Source organism: Saccharopolyspora phatthalungensis, assembly GCF_014203395.1.
In the GTDB taxonomy this organism is placed as follows: domain Bacteria; phylum Actinomycetota; class Actinomycetes; order Mycobacteriales; family Pseudonocardiaceae; genus Saccharopolyspora; species Saccharopolyspora phatthalungensis.
In genome coordinates this window covers 1,373,560-1,392,842 of record NZ_JACHIW010000002.1, presented here as the reverse complement: position 1 = coordinate 1,392,842, position 19,283 = coordinate 1,373,560, and the positions used below count along the sequence as shown (strand labels likewise).

Below are 19,283 nucleotides of genomic sequence, written 5' to 3'. Positions count from 1 at the left end.
CCAGTGGGGATCGGCCGGAGAGCGTCGTGCTCGGTCCTTCGCAGCGCGGGCGACGTTGGCTGTGCCATGCCGTTGATCGTCGCCATCCGCGCCGAGGTCTCCAATCCCCAACGGTGCTAGCCCCAATGGGGCTTTACAGCGCGATGGCCGATACGACTGACTATGATCGACCGCTGTAGTGGTGCACGGCACACCTCGACCGAAGGGCGTAACGCCGTGGCCCCGGGACGAGCACTTGTCCGTTAATGGAAGGCGAGCCATGAATGGTCCGCGACAACGCTGCCAGTGCTGCGGCACTGTGCTGCGTGTCGGCGTGAATGACGCGTTGTGCGGACCTTGCGCCCGCGCCGCCGGGTTCCGTGAGCCGATCCCAGAGGGCTTTTACGAGGACACGGACCTGCGCACTGCGCTGGAAACCTATGACTTCGGCGCGGTTTTCACCGCCGTGCGGCAGCAAACCGGGCTCTCGCAACTTCAGCTCGCCGACCTGCTCGGCTTGTCCCAATCCCGGGTTTCCGCTGTCGAGCGGGGCGAGCGAAGGCTGACCCACGTCAGGACTGCCGCTCGGATGGCCACAGTCCTGCGCATCCCGGCCCCCTTGCTCGGATTTCCCACCGGCCATACCGTAACGGGTAATGAAACTGACAAGGAGGTGAGTTGGTTGGAACGCAGGGACTTTCTCTCCCTGGTCACGGCCGCCACATTGGGATCCAGTCTAAATCCCGAACTCGCCCGGCTGGGCTCACTGCTGCCCGGCCAGGCCGAGCCGGTAACCCGGCCCCGAATCGGCGCGGCCGACGTCGACGCCATCGAGGCGATCACCGAAGGGTTCCGCCGGTCATCCGTGGCTCATGGCGGTGGGCTGTGCCGCGCGGCGGCCACTACGCAACTGCACCAGGCACGCCGCTTGGAGGACGCCCTCTGCTCGCCGGAGATCCGCACCCGCCTGCTGGTGGCCATCGCCAACCATGCCCGCATCGCAGGGTGGGCGGCCTACGACGTCGACGATCACGACGCCGCCCGCCGTCTGTGGACCTACGCCCTGGACACCGCCCACCGCGCCGCCGACGATCATCCCCGCGCCACCGACCTGGCAGTCCGCGTGCTCCTGGACATGGCACACCAAGCACTCCACCTCGAACGCGCAAGTGAGGCACTGCGCCTAGTGCAGCTCGCCTCGGCGACCGCCGCCAACCGCAAACACCCGGTCGGCGCGATCACCCAGGGCTACACTTCCGCGGTCCTCGGTTGGTGCCGCGCAGCGCTCGGCGAGCCAGAGCCCACCCGCCGTGCCATCGGGCAAGCCCAAGAGACCTACGCCGCCGCCGATCCGGCCACCACACCGCCGTGGACAAAGTTCGTCACCGACGCCGAGATCACCGGCCAACAGGGCTACTCCCTGTACCTGCTGTCGCTGTCCCGCCCGGAGTTCGCACCCGAGGCCATCGAGAAACTGACCAGCTCAACTACCAGATACGGCGCGGAATACGAGCGCACCCGCGCCGTGACCCTGCCCCCGCTGGCCTCGGCGCAGTTCCAGGCCGGTGATATCGACGCCGCGGTGGCCACCGGCTACGACGCGGTGAACGCGATCAGCGGACTGTCCTCCACCCGTGGCTACGCTCGACTGCGCGTCCTGGACACCGTGGCCGCACCGCACAGCGGCAAATCTGAGGTCGCCGACCTCCGTGAACATATCCGCACCGCGCTCACCACAACGGCATGAGCCTGCCAACAACACCAGATACCCGCCTGCCCGGCTTGGACGCGCTCTACGCCACCTGCCGGATCTTCGGAGTCGACCCCACCGACGTCCGCCCGTTGCAGCGACGCTCCAACGCGGTCTACCTCCTTCCACACGAGCAGATCGTCGCCAGGCTGGCCCCCGACACCCCGGTCCGTCGCCGCCGCGCACAGACCACCATCACGGTCACCCGCTGGCTGGCGACCCAGCCCGCACCCGTCGCGCTGCCACCGATGCCCGGCCAGCAGCCAGTGATCACCAACGGCGCGGTCGCCACCTTCTGGCCCCACCGCGCCACAACCTCACCGCCCTCGCTGACCGACCTGGCAGTGCTCATGCGGCGGCTACACGCGCTGCCTGACCCACCATTCCCCGTGCCCCGCTATCAACCGCTGCAACGGCTCCACGAGTCGCTGACGATCGACCAAGACCGTCAGCAACCGGCGCTGGCGGCGGCTGACCATACTTGGCTGCTCGACCGGGCCACGACACTGCTCGACACGTTCACCGCCACCCGATTTCCATTAGGGGAAGGGTTCGTCCACGGCGACGCACACAACGAGAACATGGTTCACGACGACGGCGAATGGCTGCTGATCGACTGGGACAACACCTGCATCGGCCCCCGCGAACTGGACCTGCTCACCGCCGTCCCCAACCACTTCCACGAGCCTGAGGCCGACCAGACCTCGTTCCTCGCTGCTTACGGCTACAACATCCTCGACCAGCCTGGCTGGACCCTGCTGCGCGACATCACCGAACTGCACTCCCTCGGCTCCTACATCCGCCTCGCCCCCAGCAAACCCGCCGCCGCCACCGAACTGCACCACCGCATCCGGTCCCTACGCGCCGGCGACAGGTCAGCCCGCTGGCACGCTATCCCCTAAACGGCAGCCGGGCGTCCGACACCTTTGGAGAACACCGGTCCCATCCGCCGCCCAAACCCGATCTCCAGAACCCGTATGCCCGGCCGAATGTCGGTCTGCTCCAACATAAAAGCCTGAATCTGAGGCGCAGAGATTGAGCTGATCGCATTGCCGTGCTCGTCCCACTTCGCGAGTCGCCGAGGACGTCCGACGCGGGGTTGATCCGCTGGTTCCGTGCTGCATCCACCTGTCTCGTAATGGGCTGTTGGCGTCCTCTGCACGGTCGGCCTTATCCCTGATTGCCGGTCGTGACATGAGGCTCCGGACGCACCCTTTTGGCGGGGCCACTGCGATGGCTTGGTGGCTAGACTTGATCTTTTGTGTCCGCTTTTCCCGTGTGACAAGGAGTTTCGAGTGAGCGTCCGGCCGGTGGATCGCGAATCGACTGCCATAGCACCAGCCGATGCCGAGGCGACGTCCGAGATGCTTCACCGAGTGGTCGACGTCGGGATGCGTTTCAAGCTCCAGCAGGACATCTTTGGCAAGCGGCTACCACCAGAGCGGATTCGAGACCTGCTGGTCTTCGAGCTTCCCCGAGAGTCCAGCACTCTCGATGCCGTTCTGGAGTCCTTTGAACGGACCGCCCTGCCGCCTTGCAAGAACGAGGCCAGTCCTCGCTTTCTCGGCTTCGGAGACACCGGGGACGATCCGGCCGCGCTTGCGGGTGGCCTGCTGGCCCTGTTCACGCAGCAGAATTTGATCAATCAGAGCTTCGATTCACCGAGCGCGACGTTCGTCGAGATCGCGGTGTTGCGCTGGCTACGCGACCTGCTGGGCTACGACAATCCACCGGTCGCCGACATCCGCACGGTGTGGGATGTGGGCGGCGTGATCACGCATGGCGGGACGACCAGCAACGCGGCGGCGATGATGCTCGCTCGCGAGCACAAGGAACCCGAGACCATGCACGGCGGTGTCCGAAACCCAGGCCAGTTTGGCGTGATCGTGCCGCGCGGGATTGGGCACTACAGCGTCAAGAGCTCGTTGACCTGGATCGGAGTCGGTGACCAGGCCATCGAGGTCGACACCCGTACCTTCCGCTACGACCTCGTCGAGTTGGAACGGGCGGTGCGCCGGCATCGCGGGCAGATCATGGCCGTGATCGCCTATGCCGGGGACAGCCGCACTCAGACCGTTGAGCACCTACGCCGCGTTCACGATGTGGTCCGCGCGATCGATCCCCGGATTTGGCTGCACGTCGACGCTTGCTGGGGGCTCGTGGCGGCGTTCAGCGACCAGCTCCGCCACCTCATTGACGGGATCAGCGAGTTCGACAGCGTGACCGTCGATCCGCACAAGGTGATGGCCGTGCCCTACAGCTTGAGCGCTCTGCTAGTCAGGGAGCCCTCCAGTCTGCGCGCGGTGTCGAGCTATTCGGACCTGATCATGCAGGAGGACTACGCCTTCGGGCAGGTCACTCCGTTCATCGGCACCAAGGGGTGGTTGTCGTTGAAGTTATGGATGATGATGCTCTCCCGCGGCCGTGCCGGATTGGCCGCCCTCGCCGAGCACCGCGTGAACAAAGCCCGCCGGTTCGCCGCCCTACTTGATGAGCATCCGCGCCTGCTGCGCCTGCACGAGCCCGACCTCGCGGCCGTCGCCTTTGTCTACGTGCCCAGCGACATCCGGCCCGAGCCCCCACTGCCTGAGCAGCACATCGCGCGGATCAACGAGGTAAACCAGGGCATCCACGAACGGATGCTCGCCGAAGGAACGTGGTACCTCCACCAGTTCAGCCTGCCGGACGATCACGGACGACTCCGCGCCGGAGCAACGCTCTATCCCTTGCGGTTCATGGCCAACAACCCACGCACCACCGAAGCGCACATGGCGCAAGTGATCGACTACGTGACCAAACTCGGTGGCGAGCTCGAAGGGGACATCCGGTGACCGATGTCGAGCACTTCCGCTCGGTCTATGAAACCGGCGGCGTGTACGACCGCAGCCTCTTGCCCCACTACTACGACGGCCGCGAAGACCTCGACCTGATCAGTGAACTTCTGACCGTCCACTATGGTCAGCACGCACGTAATCTCGCCGTCGTCGAATTCGGGTGTGGCACCGGGCGCGTCACCGCCAGGCTCGCGCCTTACGCACGACACCTGGTTGTCGCTGACTACAGCCCAACCATGATCGACGCTGTACGCGAGCGATACCCGCAGGCCGGTACCCTCCGCGCCGATACCCGCGATGCGGTCGCCGAACTGTTCGGCGAAGGACGCGCGGGCTCGTTCGATCTCGTCGGCGCGTTCTGGTCGCTGAGCTATCCGCTCGGTGAGTTCTTCGAATCGATGAACGCCGCGGGCATTCAACCGGTCGCCGACGTCGCCGCTGCCCGCGTCGAGGCCAGCGCGTTCGTCCGCGACATGACGCGCCTGCTCGCTCCCGGCGGGCACCTGCTGGCGCTGTTCTTCGACTCTGACACCCTCGAACAGCGGCTGGTGACCCGTCTGTGGGAGCAGATCGCGCCATTTCCCGAGGAAGGCCGCAGCTACACCCGAAATCTCCTACTGAGCGCACTTCGGGACGCCGAGGCCGCCGGAGAGGGTGCACTGACACACACGCGCCGTGGCGGCACCGCATGGGCACCGAACGCCGACCACATGTCTTCCTCGGCGGCGACGCCGCCACCTATACCCGACACCGCGAGCGCGCCGAATACGCCGTTGCCCTGCTCGCGGTGACTCTTCTTGGCGGCTCGACGAGCCTCACGCTGGACGAGGCGATCACGGCCATCACCATCGGCCCCCAGCAGGCCACCGGTGAAGACTTCCTCGGCTACACCTCCGACGGGCACCTACGCAACACGCTCGGTCGCGGGCTCGCTCGGCTCGCGCGAGACGGGATCCTCCGTCAGGTTGACGGCCGACGGTTCGAGTCTGATCGCCGCGCGTGCCAGGCCGTGATCAGGCAACTTCGGGCTGCGCGTGGGCCAGATGCTGCGCCTGGGACAATGCCCGCTGAGAAGGAGGATTACTCAGTGACGAACCACGAGGTGCTGCCGCTGCTCGGCCAGGTGGCCGACAGCGTATCCCAGGCGATCGCCCATGCCCGCCCGGAACTGGCCGGAGCCGATCCGCTCGTCCGCCGATCCGAGCACGCCGACTTTCAGTCGAACGCAGCCCTCGGCCTGGCCAAGCGCGCCCGCACCAAGCCTGCCGAACTCGCCGAAGCGCTCACTGCGGCCGTGTCCGGCGACCGCGGGCCGATCACGCGCGTCGAGGTGTCCGGACCAGGATTCCTCAACATCACCGTGCCCGATCAGCTCATCTGGAACCAACTCGCCGCCCGCTTGGCCAGTCCCCGCCTCGGCGTCGGGACGCCCAACGAGGGCCAGCGGACCGTCATCGACTACTCGGCGCCCAACATCGCCAAGGAAATGCACGTCGGGCACCTGCGCACCACGATCATCGGGGACAGCCTGGCGCGGGTGCTCGGGTTCCTCGGCGTGGACGTCATCCGCCAAAACCACCTCGGCGACTGGGGCACCCAATTCGGGATGCTCATCCAATACCTCAACGAGCACCCGGAAACCACCTGGCACCACGACGAGCTGGAACCGGGCACCTCGGCCGTCTCGGCACTCGACGAGCTATACCGCGCCGCCCGCGCCCTGTTCAACGCCGACCCCGACTTCGCCGACCGCTCACGTCAACGCGTAGTCGCCCTGCAATCCGGCGACCCCGACACCATCGCGCGCTGGAAAGAGATCGTCACCGAGTCCGAAAAAGCCTTCCGCGACATCTACGACCGGCTCGGCGTGCTGCTCATCCCCGAAGACTCGGTAGGCGAATCGTTCTACAACCACCTGCTCGCCCATGTGGTCACCGAACTGACCGAGGCCGGAATCGCCGTCGAAAGCGACGACGCGCTGGTGATCTTCTCCGAGGAAGTCAACGGCCCGGACGGCAATCCCGCCCCCTTGATGGTGCGCAAGCGTGACGGCGGCTACGGCTACGACACCACCGACCTCGCCACCATCCGCTACCGCATCCACGACCTCAAGGCCAACCGCCTGCTGTACGTCACCGACTCCCGCCAAGCCCTGCACTTCCAATTGATCTTCGAGGGCGCTCGTCGCGCAGGGTGGCTCACCGACTGCATCGAGGCCGCCCACGTGCCATACGGCACCGTTCTCGGCCCCGACGGACGCCCGTTCAAGACCCGCTCCGGCGGCACGGTGCGCCTGATGGATCTCCTCGACGAAGCCGTGGCCCGCGCCCGCGCCGTGGTCCACGAAAAGGATCCCGACCTACCAGCCGAGGAACTGGACCGGATCGCCGAGCAGGCGGGCATCGGCGCGGTCAAGTACGCCGATCTGTCGAGCTCGCGGATCAAGGACTACGCCTTCGACGTGGACCGCATGGTGTCCTTCAACGGCAACACCGGCGTCTACCTCCAGTACGCCCACACCCGCATCCGCTCAATCTTGCGCAAGGCCGGAAACCCTGAAGTCGCGATCGACCCGACCATCGAACTCCAGCCCGCCGAACGCGCATTGGCCCTGGAACTCGACGCCTACGGCACGGCCCTCACCGACGTCAGTGAGACCCTGGAGCCGCACAAGCTCTGCGGCTACCTCTACGACCTCGCCCGCGACTTCACCAACTTCTACGAAGCCTGCCACGTCCTCAACGCCGAAGAACCCATCCGCAGCAACCGCCTCGCCCTCTGCCAACTCACAGCGCGCACGCTGCAACACGGCCTCGACCTGCTCGGCATCAGCGCGCCAGAACGCATGTAACAGCAAGCGGAACAAGGCAACAGCAACTCGGTGGACAACTCGTGCCGGCAATTCGTCGGAAACCCATGAGTTGCCCACCGAGTTGCCGATACAACGGAACAACATCCCTGATCATGGCGCTACGGATGCGAAACCAAAGTCCCACGCGCAGGCGCACCGGATTCCGCGGAGGGCGGGCAGCGCCCGGGGCGTCACGGAAACCGCGCCCAGAGCCAGAATTCGTTCGGCCGTCGTTGACAGCTGGATACTCGACACACAACACCAGGACGTACGGCGAGGCTACGCAGCAGATCCACCGTTGCGGCCTGGTGGGCGGGCGGGATCGTTCCTCCGGTCGACAGGCAACAACTCGACGCTGTACGCACCGCGGCGGCAATTGTCGGCGGAGTTGGCGGAGGATTCGCGTCGCTACTTGCGGCGAGACGTCAGCGGTCCATCGAACACTTTCTCTTGCAAAAAAAGAGCTTCAACAACAGGTGACGCTCGACACCACGCATGATGACCTTGAACGCCGAACTAAGAACCAAGCTGGCCAGTGACGGAGGCGATCTCATGGCGCGTGGCGCCGGGCTCGGGAGGCCCGTTCACTGGGAGCGGCGCGGCGACAATAATACCGTCCTGTACCATCAAACGCACGGCTCAATTGTCGGACGCTGCGAGGTCATCGAAAAATGCAATGACCTGGTCGGGGGTTGCGTCGGTAGGCAAGGGGCGAGGTTCAGGTACGGCCTCCAACATGCCGACAGCTTGGCTTCCAGTCGGCAGCCGACCGAGAAACCACACGATAAAGTCGGCCCAAAACGAGGGGGAGCCATCGTTGAGCAACAGATGGCTACGTTCGAAGAACGCTCCGTGTCGCGTCTCTCCCTCAATCGCACACTCGAAGTCGAGGTACTCGACTCGGGATGATCGGGTGCGTTCCCGAAAGATCAGGGCTTGCGGGAATCGCTCGCGAAGCCACCCCTCAACTTGATCGAGGCTGACCTCCCAGGGATGCCCTTGTGGCGCGGCAATGAAGATGCCGTCTTGCATTGCGGACTCCTTAGCGCTTACGGGGCGTACCGCACGTTGCTCTTGACATGGTTCTCGGCACAGAGGAATTGCCAGTAGCCGACGGTCTCGCGGTCGTTAGTGTCGAGTTCAAGGTACTGAGCGTGATTGCTCGGGTTCTCAATCGCGCCTTGGTATTTGCTCAGCTCTCTTTCATCTCCCGTCTGCAACAGCTGAGTTTCAAACGAGTTGTCGTGTACTCCTTGGAGGCTCCGTGGACTGCAACCCTGCTTGCGGACATTCTTCGCGTCAATGATGGCACCATCAGCCGGTCGGAAGCCATCAGCCCACACCGTCCTACCGTTTTCCGCGCTCATCTTGCGTTCGGGTTCGCCGGCTACGCGGAGTTGGTAGGCACGGTCGGCTGGCGTGCCGTAGTTGGGTGGTCGCGACTCAAGTCCTTGAACCCAGGTTTGGGCGGCGGTCTGCTGGTGTGGGCTGTAGAGCGGGAAGGGCGATGGCTCGGGTGGTGGGATCGGGCCGACTGCGCCTGATTCAGGGTTCAGTGCGGTTTCGATGCGCGAGGGAGTGGTCGATGCCGGGTGTGTTGGTGCTGCCGCGCCACTCGTACCGATGGTGACCGCCGGGATGGTCGGTACCTCCCCTGGCGCCGAGACTTCCACGGGTATCCGGGAAGCCGCCTGCGCGATGATCTGTTCGGCCTCGGCAACGACGGCGGCCTCAGAGCTGGTACCCGCTGCCGCAGCCAATTCGGTTGCCGCCGCTGATGCCTCGGCAACGAGCCCGGCATCGTTCGCGCCCGCAGCCTCATCCGACGCGCCGAGCGTGAAGACGGTCAGTGCCACCCCGGCCACCGTTGCGATACCGACACCTACGCCGATGCCGATGATCGTGTCACGCACGCTGTCAACCTGATCCGCGAAGGCCGAACACATCTTGGCCAGGCTGCGACACGACGCGCTGACGTTGTCGATCAGTGGCGCTTTTTCCTCGGCGTGGTCGCCTCCGCTGGGATTGCCGGTGAAGACTGAGGCGCAGTACGCCTTGAACGCGTCGGCGGTCGCGCCTTCGGCCGAGGCCAGCACCGGCTGGGCATGGCCGGCGGCGTTGCGCTGCGCCTGGTCCATCAAGTCGGCGGCGGTGTTCCACACGTGGGCTGCGGCTCGCAGCTTGTCGGGATCGGCTTGTGGCCAGAACTTGCCGATCACTGGGATGTCGCTTTCCTGCCCGGTGCCCGTGATGTGTGGAAGGGTTTCTGCGGCGTTGCTGGGGTCGCAGTCGGAGGTCTGTGGTGGGGCCATGGCCGATGCGGTGTCGATCTGCCCGCCGTTGAATGCGGCGGCCAGGGTGTCGTCCATCTTCAGGTGCCACCAGGCGATGGTGAGCAGTTCCGCCGAAACTTTCGCTAACGCCTGACCGGCAACACCCATGGCGTGCACCGTGGCCCGCGCAGCGGGCTCGTATTTGCCTGCGAATGCCTTCCCTGTGTCGTCATTTCCCACCATGCCCGCTGAGGACTGCAAGTCCCCTGCCGTGCCTGAGGCGATGTTGTAGGCGAACTCTTTGGAGTCGAGGAACCGCACAGACGACCGAAACAGCACCTCATGGTCGACCTTGAACCCGTCAGACGAACCCACCCGTACCCCAACTGCTGCAGCCTGGACGCCAGCGATCGTGATCACCGCAGCGCGCAAGCTCGATACAAGATCACCGATCACGCTACTCAACAGATTCGATCACCGGATGGGGTTTTGGCAACATCACACTGTCGGCGGACGGGGGGAGATGCGATTTCGGGAGTCGCCACCACTGCTGACGGTGGCGGCCCTCATGACCGTGGTCAATCACCCCATGCTCACCGCCCGCGAGCCGTTGTTCCGCGACGGTCGCGACGGGTCGTCGGGGTCGATGCGACCGTCAAGCTGCCTCGAAGCTCGCGTATCTTTTCCTGCTGCGCTGCATGAGCCTGACCGCGCGCTTCATCGATCAGCTGCCTCAGCGGAATCGCTGCGGCGAGCGGCGATGATCGCGCTGATCAATGTCAAGGCGCCCCGCCAGGTCATGCTCTGCGGATCGGTACCCCGTACGGTGTCAGCTGCTGACACGGCCGTCTGTTCGGCGTCGTCGAGGCGGCCGGCGCGCAGCAGAGCGCACGTCCGCTGGTAGGCGGCACCGGCTTGGCCGAACGTGTCCTCGGCGGCCTCTGCTGCTTCTCGGGCTTGCACTGCGCGACAACGGGGCGCGTTACGTGTTGCTCAACCCGCTGGGCAGCATGGGTCGCGGGGTCAAGTCACGGGACAAGCTGGCCAAGACGACCTTGCACATGCAGGAGATCTTCGAGCTGACCGCGCCGTTTGATGGCCCGGAGCTGGACATCGCGCACATCCGCTTCCCCAACACCCACGGCAAGCCGCTGGCCGGGTGCGAGGCTGGGACGATCATCTATGTGTTCACTCCCGGCGAGGTGACCGTGTGCCCGTACCTGGTGTTCGCCGCACGTACCCCGCAATCGCGGCACGCTGACGCTGAGTTCATCGTCGGCAACATCTTCACCGACTCCGACATCGCCCGGCGGCTGGACGACTACCGCTTCCATGACCGCTACCGGGTCGGCGCGAACGCCACCTGCTCGGCGTGCTCGATGAACTCCGGCTGTGGCAAGGGCTGCCCGGCCGCCGTCGTCGCGGCCGGCGGCTGGATCGGCGACGTCGACACCGAGCAGTGCCCGATCAGCACGGACACGCAGACTGGAGGACGTCGGTTGCTGCCGCTGATGCCCGCGTGACCGGCCCGCTCGACGCGTCCGGACACCCGGCCGGGACGCTGATCACCGTGGACGGCCCCGGCGGGGTGGGCAAGTCCACCGTGACGCGCTTGGTCGTCGACGCGTTGGCCGTAGTCGGGCTGCCCGTGCACGCGACCACCCAGCCGTCCGGCGCCCCGCTCGGGAAGTTGGCCCGCCACGGCACCGACACATATCGGGGCATGGCGCTGGCGTGCCTGTCCGCCGCCGACCGCCACCACCAGCTGGCCACCGAGATCCTGCCCGCGCTGCGCGAGGGCAAGATCGTGGTGTGCGACCGCTACGTCGCCTCCTCGTTGCCGGCTTGCTCGACCTGATGTCCCAGACTGCGCTGGATCTTCGCCTTGAGCCGGTCCCGCTCCTGGCGAAGAGTCCGCAACTCGACGCGGGCCAGCTCCAAATCGACCGCTAGGCTCGCCGCGCTGGCCGAGGCGCCCGACCGCCGCTCGCGGCGGCGCACGCCCTGCTGGGACACGCGAGCCGCCTCGATGTGCTCGCGCACGCCCTCGGCGTAGACGAGCCAGTTCGACACTCCCGCGGCTTTGGCCACCCCAAGGAAACGTGATCGGCTCCCCACTCGCCTTCAACTCATCCACGGTGGCGATAACCCTGGCCCGTTTGGCCAGGCTGTCGCGTCTGCGGGCCTCGCGGAGCACATCGGCGGGCCGGCGCTTCGCGGTCACCTGCCGTCCTCGCGAGCAGAGCGAATGACAGGCATGGGCAAAGCGACCGGACCACTGATCGCGGCGTCGGCGCGCAGGCGCCGCAGGATCTTGCTGGCCTCCTCGACCTCGCGGCGCTCCTCATCGGACATGGACTCCAGTTTCGCCCGCATCGTGGTCACCACGGTCTGATAGTCGGCGATCTCTCCTTCCAGGCCCTTGACGGTGTACCCGGCCGCCCCCATTGCCCGGGCCACCTCCAGGTTGGCCTTCAGGCTCCGGACCTGGTCCTCAATGGACGGTAAATGCGACGGATCGGGCCGATACGACGAGCATCCTGGGCATTGGAACCGGATCGGGCAGGCTTTGCCACCGGCCTTGACGTTGGACGGCTCGACGCAGTTACCCCACGGCACCGCGACAGACCGCACCTCGTAGGCCTCCGCCGATGCCATCGGCGCGGGATGGCCGTGCCGGTCCACCGCATGGACCTGCAACGTGTCCACCGCCTCACGCTTCATCTTCTTCGACACCGAGTAGTACGCGGAGGTGGTATCCGCCGACCGGTGGTCCATCAAAGACTGGTGGACGTGCAATGGGATTCCGGCGTCCGCGTAGCGCTGGCAGAAGGTGTGCCGGAACGCGTAGGGGAAGATCTTGGTCCTGCCGAACGGCAACGGCGTCCCGTCAGGCCCCAATTCCTCCGAATCCAGAATAGGGATCGAGTCCACCCACGACCGGAGGACCCGTGAGAGGTTGCCCGAGTCGAGGTGCCGGTAGCGGTTGGTGAGCGCGGGGAGGTTTGGGAAAAACAGGTGGATTCTGAGCGTAGTGGGAAAGCGTCACACCTGTAATGCGCCCATGCGTGTCGTTGCAACAACGGAAGTTGTAGCCCCGCGGTTGTTGGTTTGGCCAGGGAATCTCGCCACTGTCCACGCCATGCCGTGCCCGACGAGGCACTAGCGCGCTCGGACGCTGCACTGTGGACAGACCTTGCCGCGTCCTGCCTTCCAGATCCGGTGACCGTCGCCCCCGACGGCGTGGCGGCGGCCCGTAGATTCAACCTATCTGAGGAAAGCTGACAAATGAGGATCTTGACCCCGCTGCGGCGGGTTGTGGTGCTGGCGTCGTTGGGTCTGCTCGCGGCCGGATGCGCCGGTAACCCCAATCTGAATCCGGCCATTGACCGGTACAAGGCGCTGCCGCGGATCTGCGATCTGGTCTCACCGACGACGGCGGGCCGGTTGATAGGAGAGTCTTACACGACCGACACCTTCTCGGTCGAAACCACCGGTTATTGTGCGTGGACGTACCGGGATCTGGGGTCCGAAGGCGCCCACCCGTTGGAACGGAGACTGTCCCTGCACGTCAGCCTGCACCGCAGCAGCGACACGAGATCCGGTTCCGATGGGGCGCTGGAAGAACTGGACCGGCTCAGCGAAGACTCGCCAAATAACTTCGAGCGCGTGCTGGGGGTGGGGGAGTACGCGGTGCGCAGCAAGACACCCAAAGGTGTCGATTACATCATCGTCGTCGGCAACCTGAACCTGAAAATGGAGTTTTCCGGAAGGGACGTGGACGCTGCGGGAAGCATGGCCCGGATCCCGCGCGACCAGGCCGTCGAACGTGCCCACGTCCTCGCACGCGAAATAGCGGCGAGTACCGCACAATCCTGACTAGGTGTCGTCGCCGAGGTCACGACCTCCGCCCAACACCGGCTGAACTTCGCCGACCCCGCCGGAGAGGTTCAGCCGGGTGCTCGACGGACCAAGGCAGCTCGACACGTGCAAGCCCCAGCAAGCCCTACTGGACGACTGATCGACCAACCTATCGGAGGAAGTGATCTCCCTATGACGGCGATCCCTGCACACGCAGTCGTACCGCTGCTATTGCTGGCCGACAGCGAGCATCTGAAGGAACGGCCCGCGCATCTGCCGCCGCTGGAGGAGCCCGGTTTCCTGGACTTCGTCCGGCAGGCGCATCCGCAGCTGGAGTACGCCAAGCAGCGCAAACGCGCCCGGGGCGAGGTCGTGCACGTTTTCCGGGACCGCGTGAGCCAGGAGTTCACGGTCCTGTACCGGCGCGACCACGACTCGGACGGGGTCAAGGAGTCGGGCTACCCGTGGCTGGACCGCCTCAACGAACTCGGCGGCATGTGGCGCGCGGCGCGCCCGCAGGAGCCCTGGGGTGGTGCACGATGACCGCGTCGCCACTGGAGGTCTTCGTTCTGCCCGAGCACTGGCTGACTGGGTTCACCGCCGAGCAGGGGAGGGCCGTCTGATGACCGGAGTTGTCGCCGGGGCCGGGCTGTGCCCGGCCGAGCAGAACATGGTCGGTGTGGGCGTATTCCGCGACCTTGAACACCGGATCTTCGCCGGCGCCCGGCCGATGATGGTGCGGGGCCGGGTCGCATTCTGGACGGCCTGCAACCTGCTGGCGTTTCCCTCCAACGACGCGACCTTCTCCGCGCGGCCGCTGACCAAGTGCCAGGACTGCGCACGTGCCCACCCCAAGGATGCGCAACGGCTGCCGCCCCCGACGCCATCCGCGCCAGCAAGCCGTGAGTTCGGCATCATGACCGGCCAGTTGAGGACTGCGGAAGCGATCGCCCCGTGAATTCAGAACTTCGATGGACCCTCTAGGTTCGCGGCGTCGCGCGTTCAGTGGCCGAAGCGGTCCGCAAGCGGCCTACGCCGCGGATAAACGCCCTAGGTGGCTGGTGTCGAACGGGGTTTTGAGGTGTTTGCTCTGGTCTTAGCGTGGCGGGCGGTGGGTGTGATTGCCGATCGTTTTCGAGTGTGGTCGGTGGGTTTGTGTGTCGCGTGTGCCGGTTATCGGTGGGGAGGACGTGTGGTGTTGGTGATGGGCTGGGCGTTGGTCTGGTCAGGCGGTCGTCACGGCCCATCCGCCTGCCTTGCGGGTTATCCCGAGCACGCCCAGTCGAGCGAGGTTGACCGCGGCGGCCAGCAGCGAGAAATCAGCGGCCACTTTCCGCAGTCCTCGGACACGGGCCCGTCGTCCGCCGTGGCGGTGGCGCATCAGGTGGCCGATCTTGCGTTCGACTTTGGGCCTGGTGGCGCGGTAGTCAGCCTTCCAGGCGGGGTCGGTCTGGCGGGCACGACCGGCGGCCAGTGCGGCTTCGTGGGGGCTGATGGTGATGGTGCGGCCGGTCTTGGCGGTGGTGCACTGTGCGGCCAGCGGGCAGGTGGCGCACACGACGCCGAAGTTGGCCGCCCCAGCGTGACGCTCACGGGCGCGAATGGGTGCGGTATGCCCGGCCGGGCAGGTCACGGTCTGCTGCTCAAGGTCGATATCGAAACGGTCCTTGGGAAAATGGCCTTTCACCGCAGCCGGCGGTTGCACCTTGAGCCCATTGTGGATCCCATTCTCGTCCAGCCTTTCCAGCAATTCCCCCGCCCCATAGGCCGCATCCCCATATACCGCGGCCTGACCCTCATCCCCGGCTTCGGCTTCGGCTTCGGCTTCGGCTTCGGCTTCGGCTTCGGAGGGCAGGATGTCGGACAGGAGGGTCTCGGCGGTCTCGGCGTCGCCGCTGTTGCCGGGGGTGACTTCGGTGGCGGTGACGATCTCACTGTCGGGGTCGATGGCGAGATGTCCTTTGTAGCCGTCGAAACCGCGGGCCTGCGTTTTGTGGCCATGGCGGGTTTCGGGATCGACGGTGGAGATGACCCGGTCCGGGGCGACCCGGCGGGCGATCCGGAACACCCCGTCGCTGTCTTCGGTCAGGTCCTGGCCCAGCACCGTGGCCAGCAGGCGCGCGGCCTCATCCACGCACTTGGTCCACTTCTGGCCTTCCATCAGGGTCAGCATCGCGAACCCGTCCCGGGCCCGGGAGTCGATCAACGCCTCCCGGGCGGCCTGGTCGTCCCAGTCGATCAGGGGTTTGCCCGCTCCGGCGTAGTCATCTCCGGAGGTGAGCACCGCCCGCAACCGGGCGGCCAGTCCGGCCTCAGCGGTGGCCAGCAGACCACGGATCGCCGAGCGGATCAGGGTGATGGTGTCCATCGTCGCGACCGCGTCATACAACGGGGTCGAGTCCAGCACCCTCCTGCACCCGACCAGACCCGCCTGACGCGCGACATCCAGCACCGTCTCGAAGATCCGGTCCGGCCGAGCCGAGCGGGCCAACCGGGCCCGCATGTCCACCAGCACGGTGTGCACGAACCCCGGATAGTCGAAATCCAGGCCACCGGCGGCGTACTTCCAGCGCGTGTCAAATGCGAACCGCTCCACCGCCTCCCGATCCGACAGGCCCTCGACACGCTGCAACACCATCACCACCGCCACGATCATCGGCGGCACCGACCGGCGACCCACATCGGTGAACAGATCCGCGAACATCTCATCCGGGAACAGACTGAAGCACTCCCGATGCAACACCCCATAAATCGAACCCGCCGCGACCCGGCCCTCACAGTAATCCACCGTCGATCGCAGCAGATCACCCTGCCGCGGCGCGCGTCCCAACGTCACCCCCGACATCCTGCCAAACGATCACCCCGACGGAACACCGACACACCCCGATCCTTAGCAACCCAAAACACCAGCCACCTAGGGCAAGGCAAGGCGCGTGCGGTACTTGAAGATGATCTCCTCGACCGGAACCTGCTGCTGGACGCCCTGCACGAGAAAACCGGCATTACGATTTTCCTCGGCGTGGCTCACCGGCTTCGCCGCGCACAGCCATTGAAATCGACGCAACAGCAAGTGTTTTCGAGCATCATGAGGAGAACAAAGATGGTTCCTGTGAAGGCTCGCGCCATCGCGGGACCGCAGGAGACGTTCCGCCCTACCACGATCGAGCTCCGCGATCCCGGCCCGCACGACGTGCTGTTCGACACCGCCTTCGTCCGGGCCGCCCTGGGGAAACGCCGATTTCGCGCTTGGCCCCCCGGGGGTCGATGCAGAGCTCGACCGTGGCGTGCGGCGCGGACCCGAGCCGGCCTCGATCACTCTGGAGTCCTACGGGTCCCGGAACCCCGACCGTCCCAAATGGTCGGTGTCCTCGTCAGGGATGACGGTCAGTCGGCCAATGCGGGGTAGTCGATGTAGCCTTTGTCGCCGCCGCCGTAGTAAGTGGTCTCGTTCGGGCTGTTGTATGGGCCGCCTGCCTTCAGCCTGGCGGGTAGGTCGGGATTGGCGAGGAAGAGCGCGCCGAAGGAGATCATGTCCGCCGTGCCGTTCTCGATGAGTGCCAGGTCGTCGGCGCTGGTGAAGCCGTCGGTTGCCGGGTTGAGGATGAAGGTTCCGGAGAATTCCTTGCGCAGGATGTTCGTCAGCTCGCGTGAGGTTTCGACGACGTGCAGGTAGGCGAGGCCGAGCTCGCTCAGTCGGCGGGCCAGCGCCGTGTAGGTGGGCGCGGGTTCAGGTTCCTCGATGCCGTTGTACGGGGTGCCGGGCGAGATACGCATCGCCGTGTGGTGGGCACCGATTTCCGCGGCGACGGCGCTGGCGACCTCGACGGCGAATCTGATCCGGCCTTCGGCCGAGCCGCCCCACTCGTCTGTGCGCAGGTTGGTGTTGGGAGCTAGGAACTGGTGGATCAGGTAGCCATAGGCGCCGTGCAACTCGATCCCGTCGAAACCGGCCTCCATCCCGTTGCGCGCGGCGGCGGCGAACTCGGCGATGGTCTGCCGTACCTCGGCGGAGGTGAGCTCCCGGGGAGCGACGAAGTCTTTCATCCCGTCCAGGGTGAAAACCTGGCCGGGGGCTGCGACAGCGGAAGGGGCGACGTGTACTTGGCCGTCGGGCAATAAAGCCGGGTCGCCGATCCGGCCGACATGAGAGATCTGAGCGAAGATTTTCCCGCCCTTGGCATGGACCGCCTCGGTGACTCGGCGCCAGGCTGCTACCTGCTGCGCGCTGTGCAGGCCGGGAGTGGCGGGGAAGCCCTGGCCGACGACCGAGGGCTGAGATCCCTCGGTGACGATCAAGCCGGCGGTTGCCCGCTGGGCGTAGTACGTCGCGGTGGAATCGGTGGGCGTGTTACCAGGGCCGAAGGCGCGAGCACGTCCCATCGGGGACATAGCGATGCGGTTGGCCAGGTGTAGCCCGGAGAGATTGATGGGGTCGAAAGCCGTCGTCATGGCGCCTCCTGCGCGGGTTCACGGCGATGACCGACGTTCCTTGGTCGGCCAATGATTGAGCCGGGGGCAACTCTAGGCCATTCATTGGTCGACCATCGATGGTCGGCCAATGTATTCTTGGTCTCATGACCTCCGAGCCCGCCACGCACGTCGATGAGCTCGCGGACCCCGGCCTGGGCGGCCCCGTGAGTCAGACCCTCGCCCGCATCGCCCGGCTGCACCGCGTCGCGGGCGGGAGACTGCTGCGCCCCACCAGCCTCTGTTCCGGGCAGGAGTTTCTGATGATGTTCCTGTGGAACGCGGGCACGATCCGCCAGCCCGAGCTGACCCGGATTCTCGATCTGGACCCGTCTACCGTGACGCTGATGCTCCAGCGGCTTGAGCAAGGCGGGCATGTCACACGCTCGCGCGACCCGCTGGACCGGCGGGTCATGCTTGTCCAGGCCACGCCCGAGAGCTATGAGCTGCGCTCCGAGGTCGCGAATGCCTGGACGCGTCTGGAAGAGCTTGTCCTCGACGGATTCGACGGGGGCGAGCGCGACGAGTTCGCCAGGCTGCTGGCGAAGGTGGAGAAGAATCTTCGCTCGGAGACCGAAGGCCGCCCCGAACCGCAGGTGTCGTGAGCCCGTCGGCCGCCCAGCCCGGGCGTAGGAGGTTGGCCGGTGATGTCAGGTTCCGGTTCGTGATCGACAACAGCACGCTGTGACGAAGGCGGGGAAACGCCGGGCCCCTCGATTGCCCGGCCAACGTCCCTGGACACGGCACTAACTACCGCAGCGACCGTCAGGCCAGGTTGGCGATGTCGATGACGGAACGGTAGCGGACGTCGGAGGCCAGCACGTGCTCGTAAGCCGATGTCCTTAGTGGACTACGGCAGGCGGCGGACAAGTTTGAGCGTCGCGGATCGTGCCTGTGGGCTGGTGATGCGGCGGATGATGCTTTCGGCGTAGTCGCCCCCCAGGAACCGGGGGCGCTGCGACGGTTCCTCGACAACGTAGTGGGGCGGGACGACGACATCACGTGCTTCGAGTACGTGAAGCGGAACAACCGCGAAACCGGGCCCGCACTGGTCGGAATCGAACTGCGCGCGCCGGAGAACCTGGGACCGCTGCGCGACCGGATGAAAGCAGCTCGGCGGCAGTACGGGAGCCGCGTTTGGGACTTCCTGCCGTGGCAAGCGCCCTCGGGGTCGCGTCAGGCTGGTTGGGGTAAGTCGTGGCGGAGCGAACGACGCCAACATCACGAACCGGTCGGGCGCCACCTGGCGTTGACGATGCCAGACGTCG

Annotated in this window: 19 protein-coding genes and 1 pseudogene; 12 read left to right on the top strand and 8 right to left on the bottom strand. The window is 65.9% G+C overall.

What is annotated here, in order from left to right:
- Positions 1 to 259: 259 nt before the first annotated feature.
- The 5 genes from BJ970_RS32345 (at position 260) to argS (ending at position 7,414) form a co-directional block, all read left to right on the top strand.
- On the top strand, positions 260 to 1,726 hold the full coding sequence (locus BJ970_RS32345; RefSeq protein ID WP_184731290.1) for a helix-turn-helix domain-containing protein: 1,467 nt from the start codon (positions 260 to 262) through the stop codon (positions 1,724 to 1,726).
- Positions 1,723 to 2,631 (top strand): phosphotransferase family protein, encoded by a 909-nt coding sequence (locus tag BJ970_RS32340; RefSeq protein WP_184731288.1) that lies wholly within the window; start codon positions 1,723 to 1,725, stop codon positions 2,629 to 2,631. The genes BJ970_RS32345 and BJ970_RS32340 overlap by 4 nt, the downstream gene beginning before the upstream one ends.
- A gap of 393 nt (positions 2,632 to 3,024) precedes the next feature.
- Positions 3,025 to 4,560, top strand: coding sequence for a pyridoxal phosphate-dependent decarboxylase family protein (locus BJ970_RS32335; RefSeq protein WP_312864578.1), 1,536 nt, complete (start codon positions 3,025 to 3,027; stop codon positions 4,558 to 4,560).
- Positions 4,557 to 5,354, top strand: coding sequence for a class I SAM-dependent methyltransferase (locus BJ970_RS32330; protein WP_184731285.1), 798 nt, complete (start codon positions 4,557 to 4,559; stop codon positions 5,352 to 5,354). The genes BJ970_RS32335 and BJ970_RS32330 overlap by 4 nt, the downstream gene beginning before the upstream one ends.
- Positions 5,252 to 7,414 (top strand): arginine--tRNA ligase, encoded by a 2,163-nt coding sequence (gene argS / locus BJ970_RS32325; RefSeq protein ID WP_246471919.1) that lies wholly within the window; start codon positions 5,252 to 5,254, stop codon positions 7,412 to 7,414. Before BJ970_RS32330 ends, argS begins: the two co-directional genes overlap by 103 nt.
- Before the next feature lie 639 nt (positions 7,415 to 8,053).
- Here the strand turns inward: argS and BJ970_RS32320 are convergent.
- The 3 genes from BJ970_RS32320 to BJ970_RS32310 form a co-directional block, all read right to left on the bottom strand.
- On the bottom strand, positions 8,054 to 8,446 hold the full coding sequence (locus tag BJ970_RS32320) for a hypothetical protein (protein WP_184731283.1): 393 nt from the start codon (positions 8,444 to 8,446) through the stop codon (positions 8,054 to 8,056).
- Positions 8,447 to 8,463: 17 nt separating this feature from the next.
- Positions 8,464 to 10,143 (bottom strand): restriction endonuclease fold toxin-2 domain-containing protein, encoded by a 1,680-nt coding sequence (locus BJ970_RS39725; RefSeq protein ID WP_221468339.1) that lies wholly within the window; start codon positions 10,141 to 10,143, stop codon positions 8,464 to 8,466.
- A 261-nt stretch (positions 10,144 to 10,404) separates the two neighbouring features.
- Entirely contained in the window at positions 10,405 to 10,650 is a 246-nt protein-coding gene (locus tag BJ970_RS32310; protein WP_184731279.1) for a hypothetical protein, read from the bottom strand.
- A gap of 23 nt (positions 10,651 to 10,673) precedes the next feature.
- Between BJ970_RS32310 and BJ970_RS32305 the strand changes: the two genes are divergently transcribed.
- Positions 10,674 to 11,210, top strand: coding sequence for a radical SAM protein (locus BJ970_RS32305; protein WP_246471918.1), 537 nt, complete (start codon positions 10,674 to 10,676; stop codon positions 11,208 to 11,210).
- The gene (locus BJ970_RS32300) at positions 11,207 to 11,545 is read left to right on the top strand and encodes a dTMP kinase (protein ID WP_312864577.1); all 339 of its coding nucleotides are present in this window, start codon (positions 11,207 to 11,209) and stop codon (positions 11,543 to 11,545) included. Before BJ970_RS32305 ends, BJ970_RS32300 begins: the two co-directional genes overlap by 4 nt.
- Here BJ970_RS32300 and BJ970_RS32295 read toward each other — a convergent pair.
- Together BJ970_RS32295 and BJ970_RS32290 are read right to left on the bottom strand one after the other, a co-directional pair.
- Entirely contained in the window at positions 11,509 to 11,778 is a 270-nt protein-coding gene (locus BJ970_RS32295; RefSeq protein ID WP_184731277.1) for a hypothetical protein, read from the bottom strand. The genes BJ970_RS32300 and BJ970_RS32295 overlap by 37 nt on opposite strands.
- A 129-nt stretch (positions 11,779 to 11,907) precedes the next feature.
- A complete protein-coding gene (locus BJ970_RS32290) occupies positions 11,908 to 12,621 on the bottom strand; it encodes a tyrosine-type recombinase/integrase (RefSeq protein WP_184731275.1) in 714 nt (237 codons plus the stop codon).
- Positions 12,622 to 12,975: 354 nt separating this feature from the next.
- Between BJ970_RS32290 and BJ970_RS32285 the strand changes: the two genes are divergently transcribed.
- The 3 genes from BJ970_RS32285 (at position 12,976) to BJ970_RS32275 (ending at position 14,506) form a co-directional block, all read left to right on the top strand.
- Positions 12,976 to 13,566: a hypothetical protein gene (locus BJ970_RS32285; RefSeq protein ID WP_184731273.1), complete on the top strand. Its 591-nt coding sequence runs from the start codon at positions 12,976 to 12,978 to the stop codon at positions 13,564 to 13,566.
- 174 nt (positions 13,567 to 13,740) lie between these two features.
- Positions 13,741 to 14,091, top strand: a complete 351-nt coding sequence (locus BJ970_RS32280) for a hypothetical protein (RefSeq protein ID WP_184731271.1) — start codon at positions 13,741 to 13,743, stop codon at positions 14,089 to 14,091.
- Positions 14,092 to 14,170: 79 nt separating this feature from the next.
- Complete coding sequence (locus tag BJ970_RS32275; protein ID WP_184731269.1) at positions 14,171 to 14,506, top strand: hypothetical protein; 336 nt, start codon at positions 14,171 to 14,173, stop codon at positions 14,504 to 14,506.
- A 267-nt stretch (positions 14,507 to 14,773) separates the two neighbouring features.
- Here the strand turns inward: BJ970_RS32275 and BJ970_RS32270 are convergent, their stop codons facing one another.
- From BJ970_RS32270 to BJ970_RS32260, 3 genes are all read right to left on the bottom strand, one after another.
- Positions 14,774 to 16,384 (bottom strand): IS1182 family transposase, encoded by a 1,611-nt coding sequence (locus BJ970_RS32270; RefSeq protein WP_446689105.1) that lies wholly within the window; start codon positions 16,382 to 16,384, stop codon positions 14,774 to 14,776.
- A 78-nt stretch (positions 16,385 to 16,462) separates the two neighbouring features.
- Positions 16,463 to 16,864 (bottom strand): hypothetical protein, encoded by a 402-nt coding sequence (locus BJ970_RS32265; protein WP_184731267.1) that lies wholly within the window; start codon positions 16,862 to 16,864, stop codon positions 16,463 to 16,465.
- A 68-nt stretch (positions 16,865 to 16,932) separates the two neighbouring features.
- Positions 16,933 to 17,997, bottom strand: a complete 1,065-nt coding sequence (locus BJ970_RS32260; RefSeq protein WP_184731265.1) for an alkene reductase — start codon at positions 17,995 to 17,997, stop codon at positions 16,933 to 16,935.
- Positions 17,998 to 18,122: 125 nt separating this feature from the next.
- On the opposite strand from BJ970_RS32260, the gene BJ970_RS32255 reads away from it, so the two are divergent.
- Positions 18,123 to 18,620, top strand: coding sequence for a MarR family winged helix-turn-helix transcriptional regulator (locus BJ970_RS32255; protein ID WP_184731263.1), 498 nt, complete (start codon positions 18,123 to 18,125; stop codon positions 18,618 to 18,620).
- Positions 18,621 to 18,937: 317 nt separating this feature from the next.
- Positions 18,938 to 19,126 (top strand): annotated as a pseudogene (locus BJ970_RS32250) (threonine dehydratase); the annotation flags it as partial.
- Between the last annotated feature and the right edge of the window lie 157 nt (positions 19,127 to 19,283).